General features: G+C 66.9%; 22 protein-coding genes and 2 pseudogenes. 14 read left to right on the plus strand and 10 right to left on the minus strand.

Annotated elements, in window-relative coordinates:
* Positions 1-31 precede the first annotated feature (31 nt).
* Positions 32-1,057, plus strand: a complete 1,026-nt coding sequence (locus RM531_RS13480; RefSeq protein ID WP_311659944.1) for a class I fructose-bisphosphate aldolase — start codon at positions 32-34, stop codon at positions 1,055-1,057.
* 43 nt (positions 1,058-1,100) lie between these two features.
* Here RM531_RS13480 and RM531_RS13485 read toward each other — a convergent pair whose 3' ends face one another.
* Entirely contained in the window at positions 1,101-2,021 is a 921-nt protein-coding gene (locus tag RM531_RS13485; protein WP_311659946.1) for a LysR family transcriptional regulator, read from the minus strand.
* 159 nt (positions 2,022-2,180) lie between these two features.
* Here RM531_RS13485 and RM531_RS13490 point away from each other — a divergent pair, with 159 nt between their 5' ends.
* The 5 genes from RM531_RS13490 to RM531_RS13510 all read left to right on the plus strand — a co-directional run bounded on the left by RM531_RS13490 (position 2,181) and on the right by RM531_RS13510 (position 8,035).
* Positions 2,181-3,632, plus strand: a complete 1,452-nt coding sequence (locus RM531_RS13490) for a ribulose-bisphosphate carboxylase large subunit (RefSeq protein WP_311659948.1) — start codon at positions 2,181-2,183, stop codon at positions 3,630-3,632.
* A 12-nt stretch (positions 3,633-3,644) separates the two neighbouring features.
* Positions 3,645-4,067, plus strand: coding sequence for a ribulose bisphosphate carboxylase small subunit (locus RM531_RS13495; protein WP_311659949.1), 423 nt, complete (start codon positions 3,645-3,647; stop codon positions 4,065-4,067).
* 100 nt (positions 4,068-4,167) lie between these two features.
* A complete protein-coding gene (gene cbbX, locus RM531_RS13500) occupies positions 4,168-5,106 on the plus strand; it encodes a CbbX protein (protein ID WP_311659950.1) in 939 nt (312 codons plus the stop codon).
* A gap of 114 nt (positions 5,107-5,220) precedes the next feature.
* The gene (locus tag RM531_RS13505) at positions 5,221-7,125 is read left to right on the plus strand and encodes a propionyl-CoA synthetase (RefSeq protein WP_311659951.1); all 1,905 of its coding nucleotides are present in this window, start codon (positions 5,221-5,223) and stop codon (positions 7,123-7,125) included.
* A 55-nt stretch (positions 7,126-7,180) separates the two neighbouring features.
* Entirely contained in the window at positions 7,181-8,035 is an 855-nt protein-coding gene (locus RM531_RS13510) for a class I SAM-dependent methyltransferase (protein ID WP_311659953.1), read from the plus strand.
* Between the two features lie 12 nt (positions 8,036-8,047).
* On the opposite strand, the gene RM531_RS13515 is transcribed toward RM531_RS13510, so the two are convergent.
* Positions 8,048-8,899 (minus strand): helix-turn-helix domain-containing protein, encoded by an 852-nt coding sequence (locus tag RM531_RS13515; protein ID WP_311659955.1) that lies wholly within the window; start codon positions 8,897-8,899, stop codon positions 8,048-8,050.
* A gap of 104 nt (positions 8,900-9,003) precedes the next feature.
* Between RM531_RS13515 and RM531_RS13520 the strand changes: the two genes are divergently transcribed.
* The 3 genes from RM531_RS13520 to RM531_RS13530 all read left to right on the plus strand — a co-directional run bounded on the left by RM531_RS13520 (position 9,004) and on the right by RM531_RS13530 (position 11,261).
* Positions 9,004-9,369 carry a hypothetical protein gene (locus tag RM531_RS13520; protein WP_311659957.1) on the plus strand — a complete coding sequence of 122 codons (366 nt, stop codon included), beginning with the start codon at positions 9,004-9,006 and terminating at the stop codon, positions 9,367-9,369.
* Between the two features lie 187 nt (positions 9,370-9,556).
* The gene (locus RM531_RS13525) at positions 9,557-10,711 is read left to right on the plus strand and encodes an acyl-CoA dehydrogenase family protein (protein WP_311659960.1); all 1,155 of its coding nucleotides are present in this window, start codon (positions 9,557-9,559) and stop codon (positions 10,709-10,711) included.
* Between the two features lie 61 nt (positions 10,712-10,772).
* Positions 10,773-11,261 carry a DUF488 domain-containing protein gene (locus RM531_RS13530; RefSeq protein WP_311659961.1) on the plus strand — a complete coding sequence of 163 codons (489 nt, stop codon included), beginning with the start codon at positions 10,773-10,775 and terminating at the stop codon, positions 11,259-11,261.
* Here RM531_RS13530 and RM531_RS13535 read toward each other — a convergent pair.
* Complete coding sequence (locus RM531_RS13535; protein ID WP_311659962.1) at positions 11,237-11,764, minus strand: GNAT family N-acetyltransferase; 528 nt, start codon at positions 11,762-11,764, stop codon at positions 11,237-11,239. The two genes, RM531_RS13530 and RM531_RS13535, sit on opposite strands and share 25 nt — an antisense overlap.
* Complete coding sequence (locus tag RM531_RS13540; RefSeq protein WP_311659963.1) at positions 11,757-12,134, minus strand: DnaJ family domain-containing protein; 378 nt, start codon at positions 12,132-12,134, stop codon at positions 11,757-11,759. Before RM531_RS13540 ends, RM531_RS13535 begins: the two co-directional genes overlap by 8 nt.
* A 48-nt stretch (positions 12,135-12,182) precedes the next feature.
* Here RM531_RS13540 and RM531_RS13545 point away from each other — a divergent pair, with 48 nt between their 5' ends.
* Complete coding sequence (locus tag RM531_RS13545; protein ID WP_311659965.1) at positions 12,183-13,127, plus strand: alpha/beta fold hydrolase; 945 nt, start codon at positions 12,183-12,185, stop codon at positions 13,125-13,127.
* Positions 13,128-13,139: 12 nt separating this feature from the next.
* Complete coding sequence (locus tag RM531_RS13550; RefSeq protein ID WP_349255446.1) at positions 13,140-14,699, plus strand: cation:proton antiporter domain-containing protein; 1,560 nt, start codon at positions 13,140-13,142, stop codon at positions 14,697-14,699.
* A gap of 8 nt (positions 14,700-14,707) precedes the next feature.
* Here the strand turns inward: RM531_RS13550 and RM531_RS13555 are convergent, their stop codons facing one another.
* Complete coding sequence (locus RM531_RS13555) at positions 14,708-15,748, minus strand: phosphotransferase family protein (protein WP_311659969.1); 1,041 nt, start codon at positions 15,746-15,748, stop codon at positions 14,708-14,710.
* An 85-nt stretch (positions 15,749-15,833) separates the two neighbouring features.
* Here RM531_RS13555 and RM531_RS13560 point away from each other — a divergent pair, with 85 nt between their 5' ends.
* Both RM531_RS13560 and RM531_RS13565 read left to right on the plus strand, forming a co-directional pair.
* Positions 15,834-16,985 carry a CaiB/BaiF CoA transferase family protein gene (locus RM531_RS13560; RefSeq protein ID WP_311659970.1) on the plus strand — a complete coding sequence of 384 codons (1,152 nt, stop codon included), beginning with the start codon at positions 15,834-15,836 and terminating at the stop codon, positions 16,983-16,985.
* 22 nt (positions 16,986-17,007) lie between these two features.
* Positions 17,008-17,547, plus strand: a complete 540-nt coding sequence (locus RM531_RS13565) for a DUF2058 domain-containing protein (protein ID WP_311659972.1) — start codon at positions 17,008-17,010, stop codon at positions 17,545-17,547.
* A gap of 7 nt (positions 17,548-17,554) precedes the next feature.
* Here the strand turns inward: RM531_RS13565 and RM531_RS13570 are convergent, their stop codons facing one another.
* The 5 genes and pseudogenes from RM531_RS13570 to RM531_RS13585 all read right to left on the minus strand — a co-directional run bounded on the left by RM531_RS13570 (position 17,555) and on the right by RM531_RS13585 (position 22,330).
* Positions 17,555-18,361 (minus strand): acyl-CoA thioesterase, encoded by an 807-nt coding sequence (locus tag RM531_RS13570; RefSeq protein ID WP_311659973.1) that lies wholly within the window; start codon positions 18,359-18,361, stop codon positions 17,555-17,557.
* Positions 18,362-18,426: 65 nt separating this feature from the next.
* Positions 18,427-19,257: pseudogene (locus RM531_RS16105) on the minus strand (PA0069 family radical SAM protein); the annotation flags it as partial.
* Between the two features lie 207 nt (positions 19,258-19,464).
* Positions 19,465-20,556, minus strand: a pseudogene (locus RM531_RS16110) (LAGLIDADG family homing endonuclease); the annotation flags it as partial.
* 60 nt (positions 20,557-20,616) lie between these two features.
* A complete protein-coding gene (locus RM531_RS13580; protein WP_311659977.1) occupies positions 20,617-21,525 on the minus strand; it encodes an alpha/beta fold hydrolase in 909 nt (302 codons plus the stop codon).
* 31 nt (positions 21,526-21,556) lie between these two features.
* Positions 21,557-22,330, minus strand: a complete 774-nt coding sequence (locus RM531_RS13585; protein ID WP_311659979.1) for an SDR family NAD(P)-dependent oxidoreductase — start codon at positions 22,328-22,330, stop codon at positions 21,557-21,559.
* A 97-nt stretch (positions 22,331-22,427) separates the two neighbouring features.
* Between RM531_RS13585 and RM531_RS13590 the strand changes: the two genes are divergently transcribed.
* Complete coding sequence (locus RM531_RS13590) at positions 22,428-23,450, plus strand: DUF5924 family protein (protein ID WP_311659981.1); 1,023 nt, start codon at positions 22,428-22,430, stop codon at positions 23,448-23,450.
* Positions 23,451-23,458: the final 8 nt, after the last annotated feature.

Consider the following 23,458-nt stretch of genomic DNA (forward strand, 5'->3'; position numbering starts at 1 on the left):
CTCCCCGAAGTCCACAGCGCTGGAGGACGCGATGAATCACGCAGCACTGGAAACGATTGCACAGGACCTGGTTGGCGGCGGCCGGGGCATCCTCGCCATCGACGAAAGCACACCCACCTGCGGCAAGCGCCTGGCGGACGTTGGCGTCGACAACACCGACGACAACCGCCGCGACTACCGCGCCCTGCTGCTCGGCGCCGCGGGCCTGTCGGAGTCCGTCAGCGGCGCCATTCTCTACGACGAGACCATCCGCACCGCGGATGCCGGCGGCACGCCGTTCCCGCAGGTCATGACCGACAACGGCATGATTCCGGGAATCAAGGTGGATACCGGGGCCAAGGATCTGGCCGGCCATCCGGGTGAGAAGATCACCGAGGGCCTGGACGGCCTGCGCGAGCGTCTGGCCGAGTATTACGAGATGGGCGCGCGCTTCGCCAAGTGGCGGGCCGTGATAACCATTGGCGACGGCATTCCCAGCGACGGCTGCTACGAGGGTAACGCCCACGCGCTGGCCCGCTACGCGGCGTTGTGCCAGGAAGCCGGCATCGTGCCGATCGTGGAGCCGGAGGTGCTCTACGACGGCGAGCACGATATCGACCGCTGCTTTGATGTGACCTGCGAAACCCTGACCCGGCTGTTCGCGCATCTGCGCAGCCAGCGGGTGCATCTGCCAGGGCTGATTCTCAAGGCCAGCATGGTGCTGGATGCCAAGGATTGCCCGCAGACCTCGGACGTGGCCACGGTGGCCGAGTACACGCTGCGCTGTCTCAAGAACACGGTGCCGGCCACGGTCAGCGGGATTGCGTTCCTGTCCGGCGGTCAGTCGGACGTGCTGGCTACCGAGCATCTCAACGAGATCAACCGGCAGGCCGATGATCACACGCCCTGGCCGATCACCTTTTCCTACGCCCGCGCCCTGCAGGGCCCGGCGCTCAAGCACTGGGCGGGCAAGCCGGAGAACGTGGCCGAGGCGCAGCGCCTGCTGGTGCACCGCGCGGCCATGAACAGTGCGGCCGCCCGGGGTGAATATCGCGCCGACCAGGATCAGGCGGCCTGATCTGCCGGCCATGACGCACGCTGTCCACCAACGCGCATTCGTGTCAGCTGCCGGCAGCGATAGTCGGCCAGACGTTAGCGGCTTCGTCGATCACGAACTGGCGAAAGGCCTGGGCGATGGGCGACAGCCGCTTGCCCTGGCGATGCACCACGAACCACTGGCGCACGATCGGGAAATGGGCCACGTCCAGCTCCACCAGCTGACCGGCCTGGAGTTCCGGCTGCAGGGTGTGGCGGGAAGTCACGCCCAGCCCCAGGCCGGCGGCCACCGCCTGCTTGAGGGCTTCGTTGCTAGTCATCTCCATGCCGATGGTGATGTCCAGCCCGTGTTCGGTGAGGAAGCGCTGCATGGCCGCACGGGTGCCGGAACCGGTCTCGCGCACTACGAAGCGTTCGTCGGTGATCGCGTTCAGCCGCAGGCGCCGGTCGCCGGCGGCCAGCGGATGGTCGGGCGCGGCAATCACCACCAGCGGGTTGTCCATGAACGGCTCGCCAACCAGTTCGAGTTCAGCCGGCGGCCTGCCCATGATGACCATGTCGGTTTCGTTGTTGCGCAGCTGGCGGATCAGGCTGGTGCGGTTGGTGACGTCGAGGCTGAGCACGGCATTCGGATAAAGACGGCTGAAGGCAGCCAGCAGATGGCTGGCGAAGGAGTTGGCGGTAGTGGCCACGGCCACCCGCAACTGGCCGCGGCTGGCGTCCTTGAGCTGGGCGAACACCTCGCGGGCGTCGTCGAGCTGCTGGGCAATGCTCTGGCTGTAGTAACGCAGCTCGGAACCGGCCTCGGTCAGGAAGAGCTTCTTGCCGATGCGCTCGAACAGCGGCAGGCCGATGGACTCCTCGAGATGCTTGACCTGGATGGAGACCGCCGGCTGGGTCAGGTGCAGTTCGGCCGCGGCCTTGCTGAAACTGGCATGTTCGGCCACGGCGGCGAAGACCTGGAGTTGACGCAGGGTGAGATGCAAGCGGTTGCTCCCTGTTTACTGAATAGCGCTTATGAGATAGGTATTTTGCATTAAGTTTACTTATGTCTGATCCGGTTACTTCCGGCAAGTCGCCCCGGCGACGGTTCCGGCGGCAAGCGGCAGACCCACACTGGCACGAGAAACAGCTTCGGAGGCGACATGTCCGAGACAATACGCGGTAAGGAACGCTACGAATCCGGCGTTATCCCCTACAAGAAGATGGGCTACTGGGAGCCCGACTACGAACCCAAAGATACGGACGTGATCTGCCTGTTCCGGATCACCCCGCAGCCGGGCGTGGATCCCGAGGAAGCCGCCGCGGCGGTGGCCGGCGAATCCTCCACCGCCACCTGGACGGTGGTCTGGACCGACCGTCTGACGGCCTGCGAGCTGTACCGTGCCAAGGCCTACCGGGTGGACCCGGTGCCCAACAACGAGCAGCAGTACTTCGCGTACATCGCCTATGACCTGGACCTGTTCGAGGAAGGCTCGATCGCCAACCTGACCGCGTCCATTATCGGCAACGTGTTCGGGTTCAAGGCGGTGGCAGCCCTGCGTCTGGAAGACATGCGCATGCCCGTTGCCTACCTGAAAACCTTCCAGGGCCCGCCCACAGGGATCGTGGTCGAGCGCGAGCGACTCGATAAGTTCGGCCGCCCGCTGCTGGGTGCCACCACCAAGCCCAAACTGGGCCTGTCCGGGCGCAACTACGGCCGCGTGGTCTATGAGGCGCTCAAGGGCGGTCTGGACTTCGTCAAGGACGACGAGAACATCAATTCCCAGCCCTTCATGCACTGGCGCGACCGCTTCCTGTACGTGATGGAAGCCGTGAACAAGGCCAATGCGGCCACCGGCGAGGTCAAGGGCCACTACCTGAACGTGACCGCCGGGACCATGGAGGAGATGTACGAGCGGGCCGAATTTGCCAAGGAGCTGGGCTCCTGCATCATCATGATCGACTTGGTCATCGGGTATACCGCGATCCAGTCGATGGCCAACTGGGCGCGCAAGAACGACATGATCCTGCATCTGCACCGGGCCGGTCATTCCACCTATACGCGTCAGAAGAATCATGGTGTGAGCTTCCGCGTGATCTCCAAGTGGATGCGCATGGCCGGGGTGGATCACATCCACGCGGGCACCGTGGTCGGCAAGCTGGAAGGCGATCCCAATACCGTGGCCGGCTTCTACGACATCCTGCGCGAGCCATACAACGAGCAGAACCTGCCGCACGGCATCTTCTTCGATCAGGACTGGGCCTCGCTCAAGAAGGTCATGCCGGTCGCGTCGGGTGGTATCCACGCCGGCCAGATGCACCAGTTGCTGCACTACCTGGGCGAGGACACGGTCCTGCAGTTCGGCGGCGGCACCATCGGGCATCCGGACGGTATCGCCGCCGGCGCCACCGCCAACCGGGTGGCGCTGGAAGCCATGATCATGGCCCGTAACGAGGGCCGCGATTACCTGGAAGAGGGACCGGATATCCTGCAGAAGGCGGCCAAGGACTGCTCGCCGCTGCGGGCCGCCCTGGACACCTGGAAGGACATTACCTTCGAGTACACGTCCACGGATACGCCGGACTTCGTCCCCACCGCCACCGCCAGCTCCTAAGGAGACGCTGCCATGCGCATTACTCAAGGCACCTTTTCGTTCCTGCCCGAACTCACCGACGAGCAGATCAGCAAGCAGGTGAAATACTGCATCGACAATGGCTGGTCGGTGGGCATCGAGTACACCGACGACCCGCATCCCCGCAATACCTACTGGGAAATGTGGGGCCAGCCGATGTTCGACCTCAAGGACCCGGCCGGCGTGATGATGGATCTGGACGAGTGTCGCAAGACCTATCCCGAAACCTACATCCGCATCGTCGGTTTCGACAGCACCCGCGGCTGGGAAACCCCGCGGCTGTCGTTCATCGTCAACCGTCCTTCCACCGAACCCGGTTTTGGCGTCGTACGCCAGGAATGCGAGGGCCGCAAGGTGCGCTACACCGTGCACAGTTACGCCACGGACAAGCCGCACGGTCAGCGCTACACTGGCTGAATCGCCGTTCCCCATTCCCGGCGTACCCTCTCCCCCGCCGGGGGAGAGGGGCAGGGAGCGGGGGCCGAATCCATCACCCTCCATTCGCCACGTCGATACCATGACTGACACCGACGCCCAGGATCAGGACACCACCGAGACCCCGCAGCCCCTGCCGGACGACACCGAGATCAACCTGCAGGAAATCTACGAGCAGTCCCGGGTGCAGGAGGTCTTCGAGGACCTCGACCGGACGCTGGTGGGCCTGAAACCGGTCAAGACCCGCATCCGCGAGATTGCCGCCCTGCTGGTGGTGGACCGGGTACGGCGGGATTTCAATCTGGAATCCGGCGCGCCCACGCTGCACATGTCGTTCACCGGCAACCCCGGCACCGGCAAGACCACGGTGGCCGAGCGCATGGCCGAAATCCTGCACCGGCTGGGCTACGTGCGCGAGGGGCACCTGGTCTCGGTAACGCGCGATGATCTTGTCGGTCAGTACATCGGCCACACCGCGCCCAAGACCAAGGAAGTGATCAAGAAGGCCATGGGCGGGGTACTGTTCATCGACGAGGCCTACTACCTGTACCGCCCGGAGAACGAGCGGGATTACGGCCAGGAAGCGATCGAGATCCTGCTGCAGGTGATGGAGAACCGCCGCGACGATCTGGTGGTGATCCTGGCCGGCTACGGCGATCGCATGCAGAAGTTCTTCACCAGCAATCCGGGCTTTCGTTCGCGCATTGCCCACCACATCGACTTTCCGGACTACGAGCCGGACGAGCTGCTGGCGATCGGCGACATCATGCTGGCCGAGCAGAGCTACCACCTCAGCGAGGACGCGCGCACCGCCTTCGCCGAATACGTGGAGCGGCGCATGCAGCAGCCGCATTTCTCCAACGCCCGGTCCATCCGCAACGCGCTGGACCGCGCCCGGCTGCGCCAGGCCAATCGATTGTTCCAGCGTGGCGGCACCATCACCAAGGGCGACCTGGTGACCCTGACCGCCGACGATATCCGCGCCAGCCGCGTGTTCGACGATCCGGTCGATTCCGCCTGACCGCCGTAGCGCCGCACTACCCATTCGGGCACTTGCGGGTCGCCGCGCTTCGTCACACTCTGTTCGCATGGGCGGCCCGATCGCCCGGCACAAAAACAGCAGGAGGAGACGACCATGGCGGCAGGTGACTACCGCAGAAGCTATGACCATGCCCGGACCGATCCGGAAGGTTTCTGGGCCGAGGCGGCGCAGGCGCTGCACTGGGATCAGCCCTGGGATCGGGTGCTGGATGACAGCAACCCGCCGTTCTACCGCTGGTTCGCCGGCGGCCGGCTGAATACCTGCTACAACTGCGTCGACCGCCATGTCGATGCCGGCCGCGGCGACCAGGCCGCGCTGATCTACGACAGCCCGGCCACCGGCAACCAGCAGACTCTGACCTTTACCCAGCTTCGCGACGAGGTGGCCCGGTTCGCGGGCGTGCTGGCCGGGCTGGGCGTGACCGCCGGCGATCGCGTGATCATTTACATGCCGATGATCCCGCAGACGGTGATCGGCATGCTTGCCTGCGCCCGGCTGGGCGCGGTGCATTCGGTGGTGTTCGGCGGTTTCGCCGCCAACGAGCTGGCCACCCGTATCGACGACGCCAAGCCCAAGGCGGTGCTGGCCGCCTCCTGCGGTATCGAGCCGGGCCGGGTGGTGGAATACAAGCCGCTGCTGGACAAGGCGATCGAGCTGTCCACCCACAAGCCCGATGCCTGCGTGGTGTACCAGCGGCCGCAGGCCGAGGCCGATCTGATGGACGGGCGGGATCATGACTGGGCCGCCAGCCTGGGCCAGGCGCAGCCGGCCGACTGCGTGTCGGTCGCGGCCACCGATCCGCTCTATATCCTCTACACCTCCGGCACGACGGGACAGCCCAAGGGCGTGGTGCGCGACAACGGCGGCCATGCCGTGGCCCTGCAATGGTCGATGGCCAACATCTACAACGTGCAGCCGGGCGAGGTGTTCTGGGCGGCGTCCGACGTGGGCTGGGTGGTCGGCCACAGCTACATCGTCTATGCGCCACTGCTGGCCGGCAATACCACGATTCTTTACGAAGGCAAGCCGGTGGGCACGCCGGACGCCGGAGCGTTCTGGCGGGTGATTGCCGATCACGACGTGAAGGTGCTGTTTACCGCCCCGACCGCCTTCCGCGCGATCAAGAAGGAAGACCCGAGGGGCGAGCATGTCGGCCGCTACGACCTGTCCGGTTTCCGCCATCTGTTCCTGGCCGGCGAGCGCTGCGATCCGGACACGCTCTACTGGGCTCGCGACATGCTCGGCGTGCCGGTGATCGATCACTGGTGGCAGACCGAAACCGCCTGGTCGGTGGCCGCCAACTGCATGGGCATCGAACCGCTGGATATCCCGGCCGGCTCCGCGGGCGTGCCGGTGCCGGGTTACGACATCCAGGTGCTGGACCCGCAGGGCAACGAACAGCCGCGTGAGTCCATGGGTGATATCACCGTCAAGCTGCCGTTGCCGCCGGGTTGCCTGCCCACGCTCTGGGGCAACGACGAGCGCTTCAAGTCAGCCTATCTGGAGCGCTTCCCCGGCTACTACCGCACCGGCGATGCCGGCTATTTCGACGCCGAGGGCCGGGTCTGGGTGATGGCCCGCACCGACGACGTGATCAACGTGGCCGGCCATCGTCTTTCCACCGGTGCCATGGAGGAAGTCCTGGCCGCCCATCCCGACGTGGCCGAGTGTGCGGTGATCGGCGTGGCCGACGCCATGAAGGGTCAGTTGCCGCTGGGCCTGGTGGTGCTGAAAAGCGGCGTCGACCGTGGCAAGGAGGAACTGGTGGCCGAACTGGTCGCCAAGATCCGCGACGAGATCGGACCCGTCGCCGCATTCCGCCAGTGCGTGATCGTGGACCGCCTGCCCAAGACCCGCTCCGGCAAGGTGGTGCGGGCCACCATGCGCCAGATCGCCGACGGCGACGAGGTGAAGATTCCGGCCACCATCGACGACCCGGCGATCCTGGACGAGATCGGCCAGGCGCTGGGGCAGGTGGGCTATCCGGCGGGAAACTGAATCCGGGCCGGCCGGTCCAAGCGTAACGCGACCGGTACAACAAGAGGGGGCACGAATGAGAGCTGGGATAGTGGCAGCCGCGATGGCTGCGGCATGGTGCGTGACCGGTTGTGCGGGAACGCCGACGGCTGACGACGGCGACCAGTCGGCGACAGCGGCAGGGAAGCAGCTGGCCCGGGTCGCCGCGGGCGATCATCGGTCCGAGACCAACATCGCCCGCAACCAGTATCGGCATCCGGTGCAGACGCTGCAGTTCTTCGGCGTCGACCCGGACATGACCGTGGTGGAAATCTGGCCCGGCACCGGTTGGTATACCGAAATCCTTGCCGCCTATCTGCGCGACAACGGCACCTTCTACGCGGCCGGCTTTTCCCTGCGTTCGGTGACCGTTCCCGAATACCGGGAGCGTATCCAGCGCGAGTACGTGGCCAAGCTGCGCGATCGCCCGACGATCTATGACCGGGTCAAGCTCACCGCCATGGGCCCGCCGGAAGACTGGTGGGTGGCCCCCGACAACAGCGCCGATCGGGTGCTCACGTTCCGCAACGTGCACAACTGGATGAAGGACGGCTACGCATCACTGGTGTTCGATGGCATGTACGACGCCCTCAAGCCCGGCGGCATCCTCGGCGTGGTGGAACACCGGGCCAGCCCCGGCACCTCGCTGGAAACGATGGAGACCAGCGGCTACGTCACCGAGCAGCACGTCAAGATTCTGGCCGCCCGCAGCGGCTTCGAATTCGTCGAGTCCAGCGAGATCAACGCCAACCCGAAGGACATGAAGGACCATCCCGAAGGCGTCTGGACCCTGCCGCCCAGCCTGCGCCTCGGCGACAAGGATCGCGAGAAATATCTGGAAATCGGCGAATCCGACCGGATGACCCTGAAGTTCCGCAAGCCGGCGGGGTGATCCGAACGCCGATCAGGTAGTTGCCAGGGCCTCGAGTAATTGCCGGCTGGCCGTATTCGCCGGGAAAAATGTCTCCACTCTCACTTCCTCCGCCGTGATATCCAATGGCGTGCCGAAACTCGACAGCATCGAGAACAGGCTCAGACGGGCCTCGCCGATGCCGTATTCCAGCGGCAGGATCGGCGGCGGCAGGCCGTCCGGATGATCCAGCGCCCGCCAGTCGGTGGGAATGCCGTCATACGCCAGAATCTCGTCGACTACCGCATGCAGCTCCGCATTGGCGGTAGCGTCGGCCTCACGCCGGCTGCGCCAGAGCAGCAGATTGGCCACTTCCTCCCAGTTGCGGATGAACGGCCGGGCGCCGTCCGGATGGAATGTCAGCTTGAGCAGATTGCGTGGCCCCTCGCCACAAACCCGGCGCCAGAGATCGTCCGGATCACCTAGTAGCGCCAGCATTCGGGTCATCGCATCGTTGCTGCGCAGCATGTTCCAGGTGCGGTCCAGCACCAGCGCGGGGTTGGGTTCGTGGTGGGTCAGGATCAGTTCCAGCGCCTGGTTGACGGACGCCATGTCGGGATCGGCGAGGTCGCGCTGGGCGTAGGTGGGGGCGAAGCCGGCGGTTACCAGCAACTGGTTGCGCTGTCGCAGAGGCAGGTCCATGGCCTCGGCCAGTTGCAGCACCATGTCGCGGCTGGGGCGTGACCGCCCGGATTCCACGAAGCTCACGTGTCGTTGCGACACCCCGGCGGACAGGGCCAGTTCCAGTTGCGACAGCCGCCGTTCATTGCGCCAGCGCCGAAGCGCTGGTCCGAAGCCGCCTTGGTGGCCCCGATCCTGAGGAAGCTTGGCACTGAGACTCGGCATGCTCGCGCGGTAGTCCACGGTTGTTGATTTCGGCCAAGATTGCGCCCGCCGCGAGCATGAAACAACTACCTCCCGGGTAATTGCGGCGATGATGCCGCCGGCCGATGCTCGTTCACGCCCATTCATTGATGGAGAACGACATGGACTGGAAGAAGTGGCTTCTGTTGCTGGTACTGGTGGATTTTCTGGCCATCACCGGCTACGCCATGATGCAGGTCGGCTATCTCGGCATCTGGCAGGCCGGGCTGTCGGACTGGGGCAGCATGCAGATTCTGGCTGATCTGGTGATTGCCGCCGGGCTGATCTGCGTCTGGATGGTTGCCGACGCGCGGGCACGGGGTGCCAACCCATGGCCGTACGTGGCGGTGACCCTGACGGGCGGCATGCTCGGCCCGCTGCTCTACCTGTTGCTGCGGCCGTCAACCGCGGCTCGGGGCGCGGCGGCATCGGCTGCGGCTGGCAGGGCCTGACTGGTCTGGCGATCGGGGTCGGGCTGGCCACTGTGCTGGCTCTGGTGCCGGGGAGGTCGGCGACGAGCGCCGGCTTGCCCGGCAGGCCAGCGTCGCGTTCCCGATCGCCGCCACCCCGACGTCCGGGCGGGCGTTCGGCGGGGTGCCCCTGCTATGATTTGCGCCCCGATTTCTGCCGGAGACCGCCATGCACGCTGCCGCCGAGAGCGCCAACCCGGAACTCGACCTGTTCCGCGACACCGTCCGCCGCTACGCCGAAAATGAACTGGCGCCGCAGTACGCGGCCTGGGAAGAGGCGGAGCACATCCCGCGGGAGATCTGGAATCAGCTGGGCGAGTCCGGCCTGCTGTGCGTCGACATGCCCGAGGAATACGGCGGTGGCGGCGGTGATTTCGCCATGTCGGCGGTTATTGTCGAAGAGCTGTCACGGCAGGGGCTGACCGGTCTGGCGACCGGAGTCACGGTTCACTCGGACATCGTGGCGCCCTACGTGTTGCACATGGGCACGGAAGAGCAGAAGCAGGCCTGGCTGCCGCGGCTGGCCAGCGGCGACGCCATCGGGGCGATCGCCATGACCGAGCCCGGCGCGGGATCGGACCTGCAGGGCATGCGCTCACAGGCGGTGGCGGACGGCGAGGACTGGATCCTGAACGGCGCCAAGACCTTCATCACCAACGGCGGGCAGGCCGATCTGGTGATCGTGGCGGCCCGCACCGAGCCGGGCGGCGGCGCCCGCGGCACCAGCCTGTTCCTGGTGGATACCTCGCTCGATGGTTTCCGACGTGGCCGCAATCTGGAAAAGATCGGCCAGCATGCCGGCGACACCGCCGAGCTGTTCTTCGATGATCTGCGCCTGCCGGGCAACGCCCTGCTGGGTGCCCGCAATGGTGGTTTCGGCCATCTGATCGACGAGTTGCCGCGCGAGCGCCTGGCCCTGGCGATCGGCGCCATCGGCGCCGCCGAGGGGGCGCTGGCCATCACCATCGATTACGTCAACGAACGCAAGGCCTTTGGTCAGCCCATCGGCAGCTTCCAGAACACCCGTTTCTCCCTGGCGGAAATGCAGACCGACATTCAGCTCAATCGGGCGTTCATGGAAAAGTGCCTGGCCAAGTTCGAGGCCGGCACCATGGATGTCACCGACGCCGCCATGGTCAAATACGCCGCCACCGAAATGCAGTGCCGGGTCGCCGACGGCTGCCTGCAGCTGTTCGGTGGCTACGGCTACATGCGCGAGTACCCCATCGCCCGCGCCTTCGTGGATGCCCGGGTGCAGCGCATCTACGGCGGCACGTCCGAAATCATGAAGGAGCTGATCGCCCGGTCGCTGGTCGGCAAGTAGACCGCCGACGGCGGGCGCGCACGTGGTGACCCTTTACTCCATTGGTCATTCCGACCGGGGCATGGCCACCCTGCTGGACCTGCTGCGTGTACACGGCATCCGGCGGCTGGTGGACGTGCGTCGCATCCCGCGCTCCCGGCGGCATCCGCACGTGAATCGGGAGGACTTCGCCGACAGTCTTGCCGACGCCGGCATTGGCTATCGGCACGCGCCCGCACTGGGCGGTATGCGGGAGCGCGCGCCGGATTCGATCAATCAGGGCTGGTCGGCACCGGGCTTTGCCGCCTACGCCGACCACATGCAGACTGCCGACTTCGACACCGCGCTGCAGGCCCTGCTGGCTGATGTGGCGGATACCACCACGGTCATGATGTGCGCCGAAGCCGACCCGCGGCAGTGTCACCGCTGGCTGATCGCGGATGCGGCCGATGCTCGCGGTTGTGCCGTCCGGCACATCCTTGAGCAAGGTCGGACCGAGTTGCACCGGCCCACCTCGTTCGCCCGGGTGGACGACGGCCGGGTGAGCTACCCCTTTGCGCTGACCGGCTGAGCCATCAGGTAATCGTCCATGACGAAACCGCCGCCGATGTCCTGCACGTGTCCGGCGGCGACGTTGAAGCCCAGCCGGCGGTAACTGGCTACCGCCAGGTGGTTGTCGCGGTTGACCCGCAGCCAGAGCTGTTCGCAGTCCTGTTGTCGGGCGTCTAGCAGCGCCGCATTCACCAGCTGCCGGGCCAGGCCCCGGCCACGCTGTGCCCGGTCCACGTATAGCTTGTGCAGCCAGAAGCGGCTGGCGTCGGTCTCATCCGGTCCATGCGCCGCGAACGCCACCGCCGGTTCGGTCGGGTCCGTATGGGCCATGACATAACGCACGTCCGCCGCGATGTCCGCCCGCAACCGGTCGCGGCTGTAGCCGTGCGCCAGCATGTAGTCGATCTGCTCGCGGGTGATGATGCCGGGATAGTGCTCATGCCAGATGCGATGGGCCAGGGCGGTGATGTGGTCCAGATCCGCATCGGTTTCGGCGGTACGCAGGGTGATAGCGTCAGTCACGGCGCCCCAGGCGGCGATGCAGCTCGCTCTCGTAGGCCGCGCCGGCCCCGCGCAGCCCGCGGCCCAGGCGGGATTCGCCCAGCCGGGTCTGCAACAGGACCAGCCGCTTGCGGGCCCGATCGCGTTCGGCATTTGCCAGATCGGCGCGAGCCAACAGGCTTTCCACGCTTTGCAGTTCGCGGCGAATTTCCAGCTCCGGCGGCAGGAAGCCGCTGTTCTTCAAAAGACGGTAACCGGCCCGCAGGGCCGGCGGCACGTCCCGGTCGTCATCCAGGACCAGCGGCTGGCCGGCGCCGGGCAGATCATCGAACACGCCGTCGCGTTCGGCCTGGTTGATGCGCTCCTCGGCGAGGCGGTCGAGTACATCCATGCCCGGTCACGGTATCCTGAGACAAAACCGATGGGGGAACATTGCCCGATGAGTGATAACGCGTCGAGCCCGGCCGCGAGCGGTATCCGCAGCGGCCGTGTTGAAGCCAATGGCTGGCAGCTGGCCTGGGAAGAGCGCGGGCCGGGGGACGGTGAGCCGGTGCTGCTGATCATGGGCCTGGGCACCCAGCTGCTGGGCTGGCCGGAGCCGTTCTGCGACGCGCTCTCGGCGGCCGGCTACCGGGTCATCCGCTTCGATAACCGCGATATCGGCCTGTCCGACAAGTGGACGCGGCGGGGCGATTACACCAGCGTGCGAACCGCATTCCTGCGCTCAAGCTTCGGCCTGCCGGTGCGGGCGCCCTACACGTTGGCGGACATGGCCGCCGACACCGTCGGCCTGATCGAGGGCCTCGCGCTGGGCCCGGTGCATCTGGTGGGGGCCTCGATGGGCGGCATGATTGCCCAGATGGTGGCCGCCGATCATCCGGACCGGGTGCGCAGCCTGACCTCGATCATGTCCACCTCGGGCGCGCGCAGTCTGCCGCGAGGCAAGCTCAGGGTGCTGATGCGCATGGGCTCCCGGCCGGCTTCCAGTGACCGTGCGGCGATCATCGAGCATCTGACCACCACCATGCGCATGATCGGCAGCCCCGGCATCCAGAACAGTCGCGAGCAGTGGGCCGAGCTGATCGGCCGGGGGCTGGACCGCAGCTATCACCCGGCCGGCACCGCGCGTCAGCTACTGGCGATTCTGGCCTCGGGTAGCCGTGAAACCCTGCTGCGCCGCATCCGCGTGCCCAGTCTGGTGATTCACGGCGATGCCGATCCGCTGGTCCCGCTGGCCCACGGTCGGCACACGGCTGCCTGCATTCCGGATGCCCGTCTGTGGGTGGTGCCCGGCATGGGCCACGACCTGCCGCCACCCCTGCACGGCGATCTGGCGGCCGGCATTGCCGAACATGCCGCCGGCACCGACCGCGACGCTGCCTGAGCCCGTGCCATGCTGTTCGAGGTCGTCTGCATCAGCTTTGCCTTTCTGCTGGGCCTGCTGGTCCGGCTGATCGGACTGCCGCCGCTGGTCGGGTTTCTTGCCGCCGGCTTTGCCATCAATGCGCTGAGCGGCCCCCTGCAGCTACCGGCGGAGGCCGGGGCGGTGCTGTCGCACCTCAGCCATCTCGGCGTCCTGCTTCTGCTGTTCACCCTCGGGCTGAAGCTGCATGTACGTAGCCTGACCCAGCCACCGGTGGTAGGTGGGGCTCTGCTGCATTTCGCGGTGTCCTGTCTGCTGTTCGCCCCGGGGCTTTATCTGCTGCTGGACCTGGATGCCCGCACGGCGATGCTGCTGGGCATGGCACTGGCGTTTTCCAGCACCGTGCTCGCGGCCAAGTTCCTGGAGGCCAAACACGAACTGCGTGCCTTCCACGGCCGGGTGGCCATCGGCATTCTGATCGTCCAGGACCTGATTGCCCTGGGCGTGCTCAGCGTGTTCGGTGATCACACGCCGTCGGTCTGGGCGCCGGTGGTGTTGCTGGCACCGCTGCTGCGGCCCGTTCTCATGCGCCTGCTCGACTGGATGGGCCACGACGAGCTGCTGGTGCTGATGGGGCTGCTGCTCGCCCTGGTGGTCGGGGGCGTCGGCTTCGAGCAGCTGGGTCTCAGTCCCGAGCTGGGGGCGCTGGTGATGGGCATGCTGCTGGCGGGTCATCCCCGGGCGCAGGAGCTATCCAAGGCGTTATGGAGCCTCAAGGAAGTCTTTCTGGTGGGCTTCTTCCTGCAGATCGGCATGTCCGGCCTGCCGGACTGGTCGGCGGTGATTTTCGCCACCTCGCTGGTGCTGCTGCTACCGGTCAAGGCGGGGCTGTTCTTCGCCGTGCTGCTGCTGTTCCGGCTGCGGGCCCGCAACGCGTTTCTCGCCGGGGCGACGCTCACCTGCTACAGCGAGTTCGGGCTGATTGTTGCCGCCGGGCTGATCCCCGAATGGCTGGTGCCGCTGGCCCTGGCGGTAGCGCTGTCCTTCGTGGTGGCGGCGCCCTTCAACCGCCTGGCGCATCCGCTGTTCGAGCGGCTGGAAACCCGGCTCAATCGTCTGGAAGGCAGCGCCCGGCACCATCCCGACGAACAGCCCACGACGCTCGGGCACGCCAGCGCCATGGTGCTGGGCATGGGGCGGACTGGCACCTCGGCCTATGACGCGCTGACCGAACGCGGCGCCCGGGTCATCGGGATCGACGCCGATCCCGGCAAGGTGGCCGCCCACCGGGGCCGCGGGCGCCGGGTGGTGTACGCGGATGTGGAGGACTCCACTTTCTGGCACGGAGCCGATCTGGCGCACATCCGGGCGGTGATCCTGGCCACCGGCTCGCGCGAGGCCAGCCTGTTCGCCACCCGGCAGCTGCGGTTGGCCGGGTTCGAGGGCCTGATCATCGCCCACGCCTTCTATCCCGACGAGGCCGAGGCCATTCGCGCCGCCGGCGCCGATCAGGCCTACCAGACCATGGCCGAGGCCGGCGTGGGGCTGGCCGGCCATGCCTGGACAGCGCTCGAGGCCGACAAGCCCACCTGACGGCGGGCTCAGGCCTCGGTCTCGAGAAGCTCGCGGGCCCGCTCGAACATCCGGGGCACGCACAGCGCCATCTGCTCCCACAGTGGGTCCACACGCTGGCCCTTGCGATGCAGCCGCACGTTCAGACAGGCGATGGAGGCGAAGCGGTAGGCCGCCAGCGCCTCGAACCAGAAGGCATCGGGCACCGGTTCGCCGCGGGCGGTTTCGTAGGCCTCGCGGATGTCCCCGGCCGGGGGCGGGCAGACCGCGCCGAACTCCGGATGCCACATGGCCGGGTCGGCAATCATCAGCATCCAGCCGAGGTCCAGCGCCTGGGCGCCGATGTGCGCCAGTTCCCAGTCGATCACCCCGGTGACGCGCCCCTGGTTGAACAGGATGTTGCCGGGCTGGTAGTCCCCGTGCACCAGCCCGATCGGCGACGAATCCGGAATGCGGTCGGCAAGCAGATGCCGCACCTGGGCTGCCGCCTGCGCCCAGGCCGGTTCCGGCGCCTTCTGATAGATCGGTTCCCAGAAGGCGATTTCGGTGGCCAGAGAACGCGGCGTGTCCCAGTCCGGCAGATGGCGCTGGCAGTCGAAGGCATGCAACCGGGCGAGGGTCGCGGCGGCCTCGCGGTAGAGCGGCCGCATGGCCGCGACCGTGCGGGGGAAGACAGGATCGGGATCCCAGACCAGCAGATTGTGACCCGACAGTCTTTCCATGATCAGGAAGGGCAGGTCGAACCAGCCCTCGTCGGCCTGCGCCCACGGCACGGCCGGTACGGGCAGGCCCTCCGCATGCAATGCGCGCAGCAACGGGGCCTGGCGATAGACGTCGGTATTGCCGCGGCGTTTGACCCCCGGCGGCGGCAGGCGCAGCACGTAGCCTTGCCGGTCGCTGTCCTGTTCGACGTCGAACAGGAAGGTCAGGCCGGCATGGCCGTCCGCGGCGCGCAGATCACGTACCTGCGCGTGCTCGCCCAGTTGGTGCCGAATGAAGCCGGTCAGTTCCTGCTGCAGCCAGTCGAGGTCCATCATCGGAGTGGTCGGGTGGCGGATCGAGAGCGTCATCCTGCCCGAGTCCGCCGGCCTTGACAGCCCGGCGGCCGGCGGGAATGCTCGCGGGCCTTTGTGGTGCGTCGGAAAGGAGAACAACATGGGCCCACTCGAGGGGACCACGGTGATCGAACTGGCCGGACTGGGCCCGGCACCGATGGCCGGCATGATGCTGGCGGACATGGGCGCCCGGGTCATCCGGGTGGAGCGCGGCACCCGGCAGGCACCCGGGCAGAGTCACGACGCCAGCCTGCGCGGCAAGCAGTCGATCGCCCTGAATCTCAAGACCGACGCCGGACTGGCCGCCCTGCTGCGGCTGATTGATGACGCGGACGCGTTGATCGAGGGCTTCCGGCCCGGGGTGGCGGAACGCCTGGGCGTGGGGCCGGAGGTTTGTCGTGACCGCAATCCCCGGCTGGTCTACGGCCGCATGACCGGCTGGGGCCAGGACGGCCCGCTGGCCCAGGCCGCCGGCCACGACATCAACTACATCGCCCTGTCCGGCGCCCTGCATGCGATCGGCGAGCCTGGCGGCAAGCCGGTGATCCCGCTGAACCTGGTCGGCGATATGGGCGGCGGCGGCATGCTGCTGGCATTCGGCGTGGTCTGCGCCCTGTTCGAGGCGGCCCGTTCCGGCGAGGGCCAGGTGGTGGACGCCGCCATGGTCGACGGCACCGCGCAACAGCTCTGGATGCAGATGGGCATGATGGCCGCCGGGCTTTGGAACCCGCGCCAGAGGAGCGCCAACCTGCTGGACGGCGGGGCGCCGTTCTACCAGGTCTACGAGACCGCCGACGGGGGCTACGTGGCGCTGGGCGCGCTCGAGCCGCAGTTCTACGCGGAGCTGGTCGAGCGGGCCGGGCTTGATCCCGAGCGTTTCGGCAAACAGATGGACACGGCCGCCTGGCCGGACATGCGGGCGGTGCTGGCTGAGGTCTTCCTGACCCGCACGCGCGATCAGTGGTGTGCCATTCTGGAGGGTACCGACGCCTGCTTCGCGCCGGTGCTGGCCATGGACGAGGCGGCCCGGCATCCGCACAACGCCGCCCGCGGCACGTTCCTGGAGGTTGACGGCTGGACCCAGCCGGCGCCCGCGCCGCGGTTGTCGCGGACACCGGGCGAGGTTCGCCACGGACAGCACCGGCCGGGCGCGGACGGCGTCGCGGTGCTGCGTGCGGCCGGCTTCGAGGATGCCGAGATCGACCGTCTGCGGGCCGCGGATGCGCTGCTCGAGGCGACGCCGGCATCATGACCGCAATCCGGAGATAGCAGCGATGAGTCAGTCACTACAGGATCAGCTTCTGAAGGCCGGCGCGGTCAAGCCCAAGCAGGCGAAGAAGGCGCGGCGCGAGAAGGCGCAGGAACAGGCGGCGGCCCGCAAAGGCAATTCGTCGACGGACAATGCGTCGCTGCAGACCGAGATTGCCGCGGCGGAAGCCGCCAAACGCGAGCGCGACCGGCAGCTCAACGTCGAACGGAAGGCGCGCCGCGAAGCGCAGGAGCAAGACCATGCCATCGGGCAAATCATCGAGCGCAATCGAATCGAAGCCGATGGCGACGTCGCCTACAACTACAACCTGGGCAATCGGATTCGGCGCTTGGCGGTGAGTCAGTCACAGCAGCGTGATCTGGCGGCAGGCAGGCTGGCGATCGTTCGCCATCGGGAGCAGTCCGCCATCGTGCCCGCCGCCGTGGGCCGGCGGTTGATGGAAAAAATCCCCGCGCAGGTCTGGCTGGTCACGGCGGCTGACGAAACGCCCGATCCCGACGATCCCTATGCCGACTACCCGGTGCCGGATGATCTGATGTGGTGAGGCCGGTTCAGGCCGGCTTGTTCCGTTCGTCGGGCAAGCGCACCAGCGCCAGTTGGCGCGAGCGGGCCACCAGCTGGTCCTCGGTATCCCAGATTTCCCCGTCTTCCTCGGCATAGCCGCCGGAAATGAAACGGGTGACGAAGCGGCAGCGCAGCGGGCCGGGGGCCGGCCGTTGCCGGATGTGGGTGGTCATCTCGATGGTCGGCACCCAGCCGACCGGGCCGATCTGCCGGAGCACCGGCGGCGGGAAGGCGTCGGCGAACAGCGCCAGCGACAGCACGTCGGGTTCGCGGTAATCGGCGAACGAGACCCAACCGGTCAGTTCGCAGGTGTCGTCGTACTCGCCGCGTAGCCAGGCGGCCGTCTCGGGCGCCAGCCGGATGTCCAGATTCTTGAAGATGCGGAAGCCGATATCCGCGTGCACGCAGTCCTCCAGCCGGGGCACGCGCGGCGGGCTGCCGGCGATGTGGTCGAGGCCGTCGCGGCGGTCCAGGTCGCCGAAGGCGGCGGTCACCCGCAGGCAGTCCTCGCCGTCCTGACACAGGGTGGCGTCGGCATAGGTCAGTTTCTTGCCCGACTTCAACGGCGTCACGCGGATGTCTACCTCGCGGCATACCACCGGCCGGAAGAAATGCGCCGTGATCGAGAACGGGTCCGGGTGGGGCAGGGCCTCACTCAGCGCTCGCGCGGCCACGGCCATCAGGTAACCGCCGTTGGGAATGTCGCCGATGTTCCAGTTCTGGTTGATGCTGGCGCGAAAAGTATGCGCGTCGAGGCGTTCGAGCGCAAGGTCGTCATCGAATCGAAAGGTCATGATGGCCGGAGTTGATGGGGTCGGGGCGCCGCGGTGGGCCCGCGAAATTTACCATGCCTGTCGGATCACAGGAGCGGGAGCTGGTCTCCCGTACGTGGTGGCAGGCGAAAGTGCTCGGTTGTCAGATTGGGGCGCGCGCTCCGGTTGAGGCCGTTCTTCCGGCAGGCCAGGGCAAAGCGCTGGGCAATCAGGTCGGCGAACTTGCCGGTGCCGGTCAACCGCTGCCCCCAGGCAGCGTCGTAGTCCCGGCCGCCGCGCGACTGCTGGATCAGGCTCATGACGTGGGCCGCACGGTCGGGAAAATGCGCCGCCAGCCAGTCGCGGAATATCTGCTTGACCTCCCAGGGCAGCCGCAACAGCACGTAGCCCGCGCCGCGGGCACCATGCTCGGAGGCCGCCTGCACGATGGCCTCCAGCTCATGGTCGGTGATCGCCGGGATCACGGGTGCGGCCATCACCGACGTGGGCACCCCGGCGGCAGCCAGCTGCCGCACGGTGTCGAGCCGCGCGGCCGGCGAGGCGGTGCGGGGTTCGAGAATCCGCTTGAGCGAGGCATCCAGCGTGGTGATCGAGACTGCCGCCGACACCAGATTGTCGGCCGCCATGTCGCCGAGAATATCCATATCCCGCAGGATCAGTCGGCTCTTCGTGAGCAGGCTCACCGGGTGTCGGTGGGCTGCCAGCACTTCCAGAATGTCCCGGGTGACCCGCAGCCGCTTTTCCACCGGCTGATAGGCATCGGTATTGATGCCCAGCGAGATTGGCGTGGGCTGGTAGCCCGGCTTGCGTAGTTCGGATTCGAGCAGCGCGGCCGCATTCTCCTTGTAGAAGATGCGGGTTTCGAAATCCAGCCCGGGCGACAGATCCAGATAGCTGTGGCTGGGGCGAGCGAAGCAGTTGTGACTGACCACGCCGTTGGCGATGAAATCGCCGGTTCCGGTGGTGATGTCGAACAGCTCCCGTTCGCCGGGCAGGCGTTCGACCGTCCGGATACCGAGATCGGCCTCGCTCTTGATGGCGATACCGGCTGGCGAACATTTCCGCCGGATGGCCGGGTCGACGGTGTGGATGAAACGCATCTGCTCGCCGAGACCGCCGACCAGGCGAATGACGGTCATGTCGCGGCCACCGGGACGAGGGCCATGCTCCCGGCAGTGGGTGAACCCCAGGTGGTCCAGGCAGGTGACGAGGGCCCCGAGGATGGCCGGGTCGCTGTTGCTGATGCGCAGATTGTTCCCCGCGCGGTGACCTTCGGCATCGAACAGGCCGGCAACGAAGCCCTTCCGCCAGGACCCGCTCGGGTCGGTCGGCCAATCGATGAGGCCATGGACGGTTTCGAAGGCCTGCCGGCTTGATGCCCGCAATCCGGCAATCTCGGCTCGGCCTGCTGCTGCCTGCTGAAATACGAAGCGTTTCGTAGCCACGCCGAATTCATGCAGATAATCGTGGCTGCGCTGCAGCCCGTCGGCGTCCTTCAGCGCGAGCCGGCAGCGGTAAACCTTGCTCGGGCCGCGACCGGGACGGTCGTAGATATAGCGTCCCAGATGCCCGTCGCCGCGAAGCATGCCGGTCAGATAGCCGCGTCGATAATCGGTGTCGTGGACCGGTTGCGCGGAAAATCGGCCGGTTCCCATCAGCTTGTTGTTGCCGGTCAGATATGGCCTTTGCTCGCCGCGGACGACGGGCGGCGTGACATGTTTCCAGCCTCGTTCGGTCAGAAAGCGGTGATCGCTGCTGGCGTTCAGCACCGTGCCGTCAGCCAGCGTGACGCGAAAGGCCGGCTTGCGGGACGACCAGTGCGCCCGAACGCGCGTGGGCACATAGCGCCGGTACCAGCCGTCGCGCTGTGTGCCGATGATGATGTCGCCGACCTGCAGTTTGCGCAGGGGCCGGTGCCGGCCGTCGGCCATCAGGATGGGCGTGTCCCCGTCCAGACAGTAGGGGCACCCATGCTCGCAGCCACGATAGGGATTGATCGAGGCGTCGAATGGAATGTCCGGTGATTGGTTGCGGCTGATCAGCCGTCGGGCGGGGTCGGCTCGGACGATCGTGGCGGGGGCGGAAGTCCCGGCTTCTTCGTCGTCACCCGGCCAGCCGTCGTCGAACGCCTCGCGTTCGTCGCGCGCGAAGCGGCCGGCGCGGTTGCCGGTGGCCCCGCGGCCCTTGGCCGCATTCGGTTGGTGGCGTGCTGCCATGCCGATAACTGTAAATTAATACAGTTATCGGCGCCAGCGTTTTCCGGCTTGCCGGGCGTCTCAGTGTTGGTCGAAAAAGCGCAGGATGGCGGCGGCGCCGGTCTGCGGGATCTCGGTCTGCCAGAAATGGCCGGCGAAGGGCAGCATTTCCGGGTTGTCGTCGGCGCCGGGAATGGCCTGCGCCAGTTCCACCGCCCAGGAGGCCAGCAGGAAACGGTCTTCGGCGGCCCAGATCACGTGGGCGGGCTTGTCCCAGGCTTTCAGGGTGGCCACGGCGTCCTGGGTCCAGTGATTGGTCTGGGCGGTGGTGTAGGCAATCCAGTGGTCGAGCCGTTCGCCACCCTCGTTCAGGGCGGCATGCCAGTCCTGCAGGAATGCCTCCGGGATTCGCCGCCGGAAGGTGGTCTGGGGCCAGGGGAACAGCCGCATCAGCACCTGCGGGATGCGGGCGGCCGCGAGCGGCTTGATCGCCCGGCCCATCGCCATCAGTCCGTCGATGATCGGCACCGGCCAGTTGTCGAAGCAGACCACGTCGGTGAGCACCACGGCGTCGATGCGCTCGCCGTGACGCTTGAGCATCTGACCGCCATGGGCGCCACCCTGGTCGTGGAAGACGGCACGACAGGTGTCGATGCCCAGGTGATCGAGCAGGGCGGCCAGCATGTCGGCCTGACCGGGGCTGGCAAGATCGGCATCGGCCGACGGCGTTGATTCGCCCAGGCCAAGCAGGTCCGGAACGATGCAGTCGTAATGTTCGCCGAGCGCCCCGAGCAGCGGTTCCCACAATCGGCAGGAGGTGGGAATACCGTGCACGAGCAGCAGGGGCGGCGCTTCGCCATCCGGCCCGTGGCGCAGATAGGCCACCCGGCCCATGTCGAGGTCGGCGAACTGCCGCTCGAGGGTGCCCGGGGTCAGGGTGTCGGCTTCGGCGCGGAAGCGGCGAGTCGGTTTCTTCGGATAGGTTAGCATGGCTTGATGCTACGCCGGCATCCGGGTGGGCTCAATACGGAATCCGCTCGCCGTCCCAGGCGAACAGTCCGCCGGAGTCGTCCGGCGTGAGTCCGGCGATCACGGCCAGCAGCCGCGTGGCGGCGAACGCCGGGGTGAACAACTTGCCGGCCGGTACGTTGCGCTGGAATGGCCGCGACAGCTCTGTGTCGGTGGTGCCCGGATGCAGACCCACCACGATGGATTGCTTGTTGCGGCGACGCATTTCGATTGCCGCCGTGCGGGTGAACTGGTTCTGCGCGGCCTTGGCGGCGCGATAGCTGTACCAGCCGCCCAGGTGATTGTCGGCGATCGAGCCGACGCGGGCGGACAGGCTGGCGAACACCGCCCGTCGTTCGTGGGTAAGCAGCGGTTCAGCGTGCTTGAGCAGCAGAATGGGCCCGAAGGCGTTGACCGCAAACCCGGCGGCCAGCCGATCGGGCGTGATGTCGGCCAGCCGCTTTTCCGGCCGGAGACCGGTATCCCGGTCATGCAGCAGTCCGGCGCAGACGATGATCATATCCAGCGCGGGCGTGTGTTCTTCTACCCGTTCCATCGCGCGCTGAATGCTGTTCTCGTCGGTGAGGTCCAGCGCCAGTGGCAGCACGCGCTTTTCGTCGGCGCGGACCAGCTCGGTGAGCCCGGGACTGTCGGCATCGCGACTGGTGACGATCAGCGTCGCCACGTGCTTGTCTTGTAACAGTTGCTCGGCAAGTGCCCGGCCCAGCCCGCGGGCGGCGCCCTGCACCATGACCCGGGCATTTTGGGGCAGCTGCTCAAATGCCATGACGGGTGGTCCGGTTGCTGATATCGGTGCCGGGCATGTCCGGCTGGCGTAGAGTGTGCGCCCGCGTCGCGTCGACGTTCTTCTGCGGTCCGTGTTGTTGCAAGTTCATCGTCATCAATCCCTGCTGCGTGCGGCGCGCATTTTCTGGCGACATATTCTGCGTTACCGCCGCCTGTTGCCGGTGGCCAGCTTCGCCGCCGGCTTGGCCAGTTTCTTTCTGGTCGAGCGCCAGGCCCAGCTGGCGCAGTGGCTGACGGCCTTTCTGCTGCTGGGCTGGATCTGGCTGATCGGCGAGGGCCTGTTCGGCCGGCTGCTGTCGCGCTGGCTGCGGCCGCAGTGGTCCGAGGCCGCTACCCGGCTGGCGGCCCAGTCGCTGCACCAGGAAACGCTGTTCTTCACGCTGCCCTTCTTCCTCGCGACCACCACCTGGGCCAGCGGCCAGGTGCTGTTCACCGGCACGCTGATGCTGGCGGCAGCGGCGTCGATCGTGGATCCGATCTATCTGGGTTTGATTGCCTGTCGGCGATGGCTGTTTCTGGGTTTTCATGCCTTCACCCTGTTCGTGGCCCTGCTCACGGCGCTGCCCATCATGCTGCAGCTGACCACCGGCGAGAGCCTGGGGCTGGCCACGCTGGCGATGATGATCTTCGCCCTGCCGGGCGTGGCCGGGGTGCTGGACGTGCGCCGCACCCGGCGCTGGCTCACGATGGGGATACTCACCCTGGCGCTGGGCGGATTCGCCTGGACCACCCGCGGCTGGATTCCGCCGGCGACGCTGCGCGTGACCGACGCGGCCATCACCTTCCGGGTGACCGAGCAGCAGCGTATTCACGGGGAACATCGACCGCTGGTCGATGCGGACCGCCTTGCCGAGGGTCTTTACGCATTCACCGCCATCCGTGCGCCACGCGGACTGCATCAGCCGATCATCCACGAATGGCGGCACGAGGGCCGAGTGGTCGACCGCATCGAGATCGAGATCGTCGGCGGCCGCGAACAGGGTTATCGCGCCTGGAGCCACAAAACCGAGTTTCCGCCGAATCCGCATGGGGACTGGCAGGTGGTGGTGCGGACCGACGACGGTCAGTTGATCGGTGTGATCCGCTTCAGAGTGGTCTGAGGCCCTCG

The sequence above is a fragment of the Spectribacter acetivorans genome, assembly GCF_031846305.1.
GTDB lineage: Bacteria > Pseudomonadota > Gammaproteobacteria > Nevskiales > Salinisphaeraceae > Spectribacter > Spectribacter acetivorans.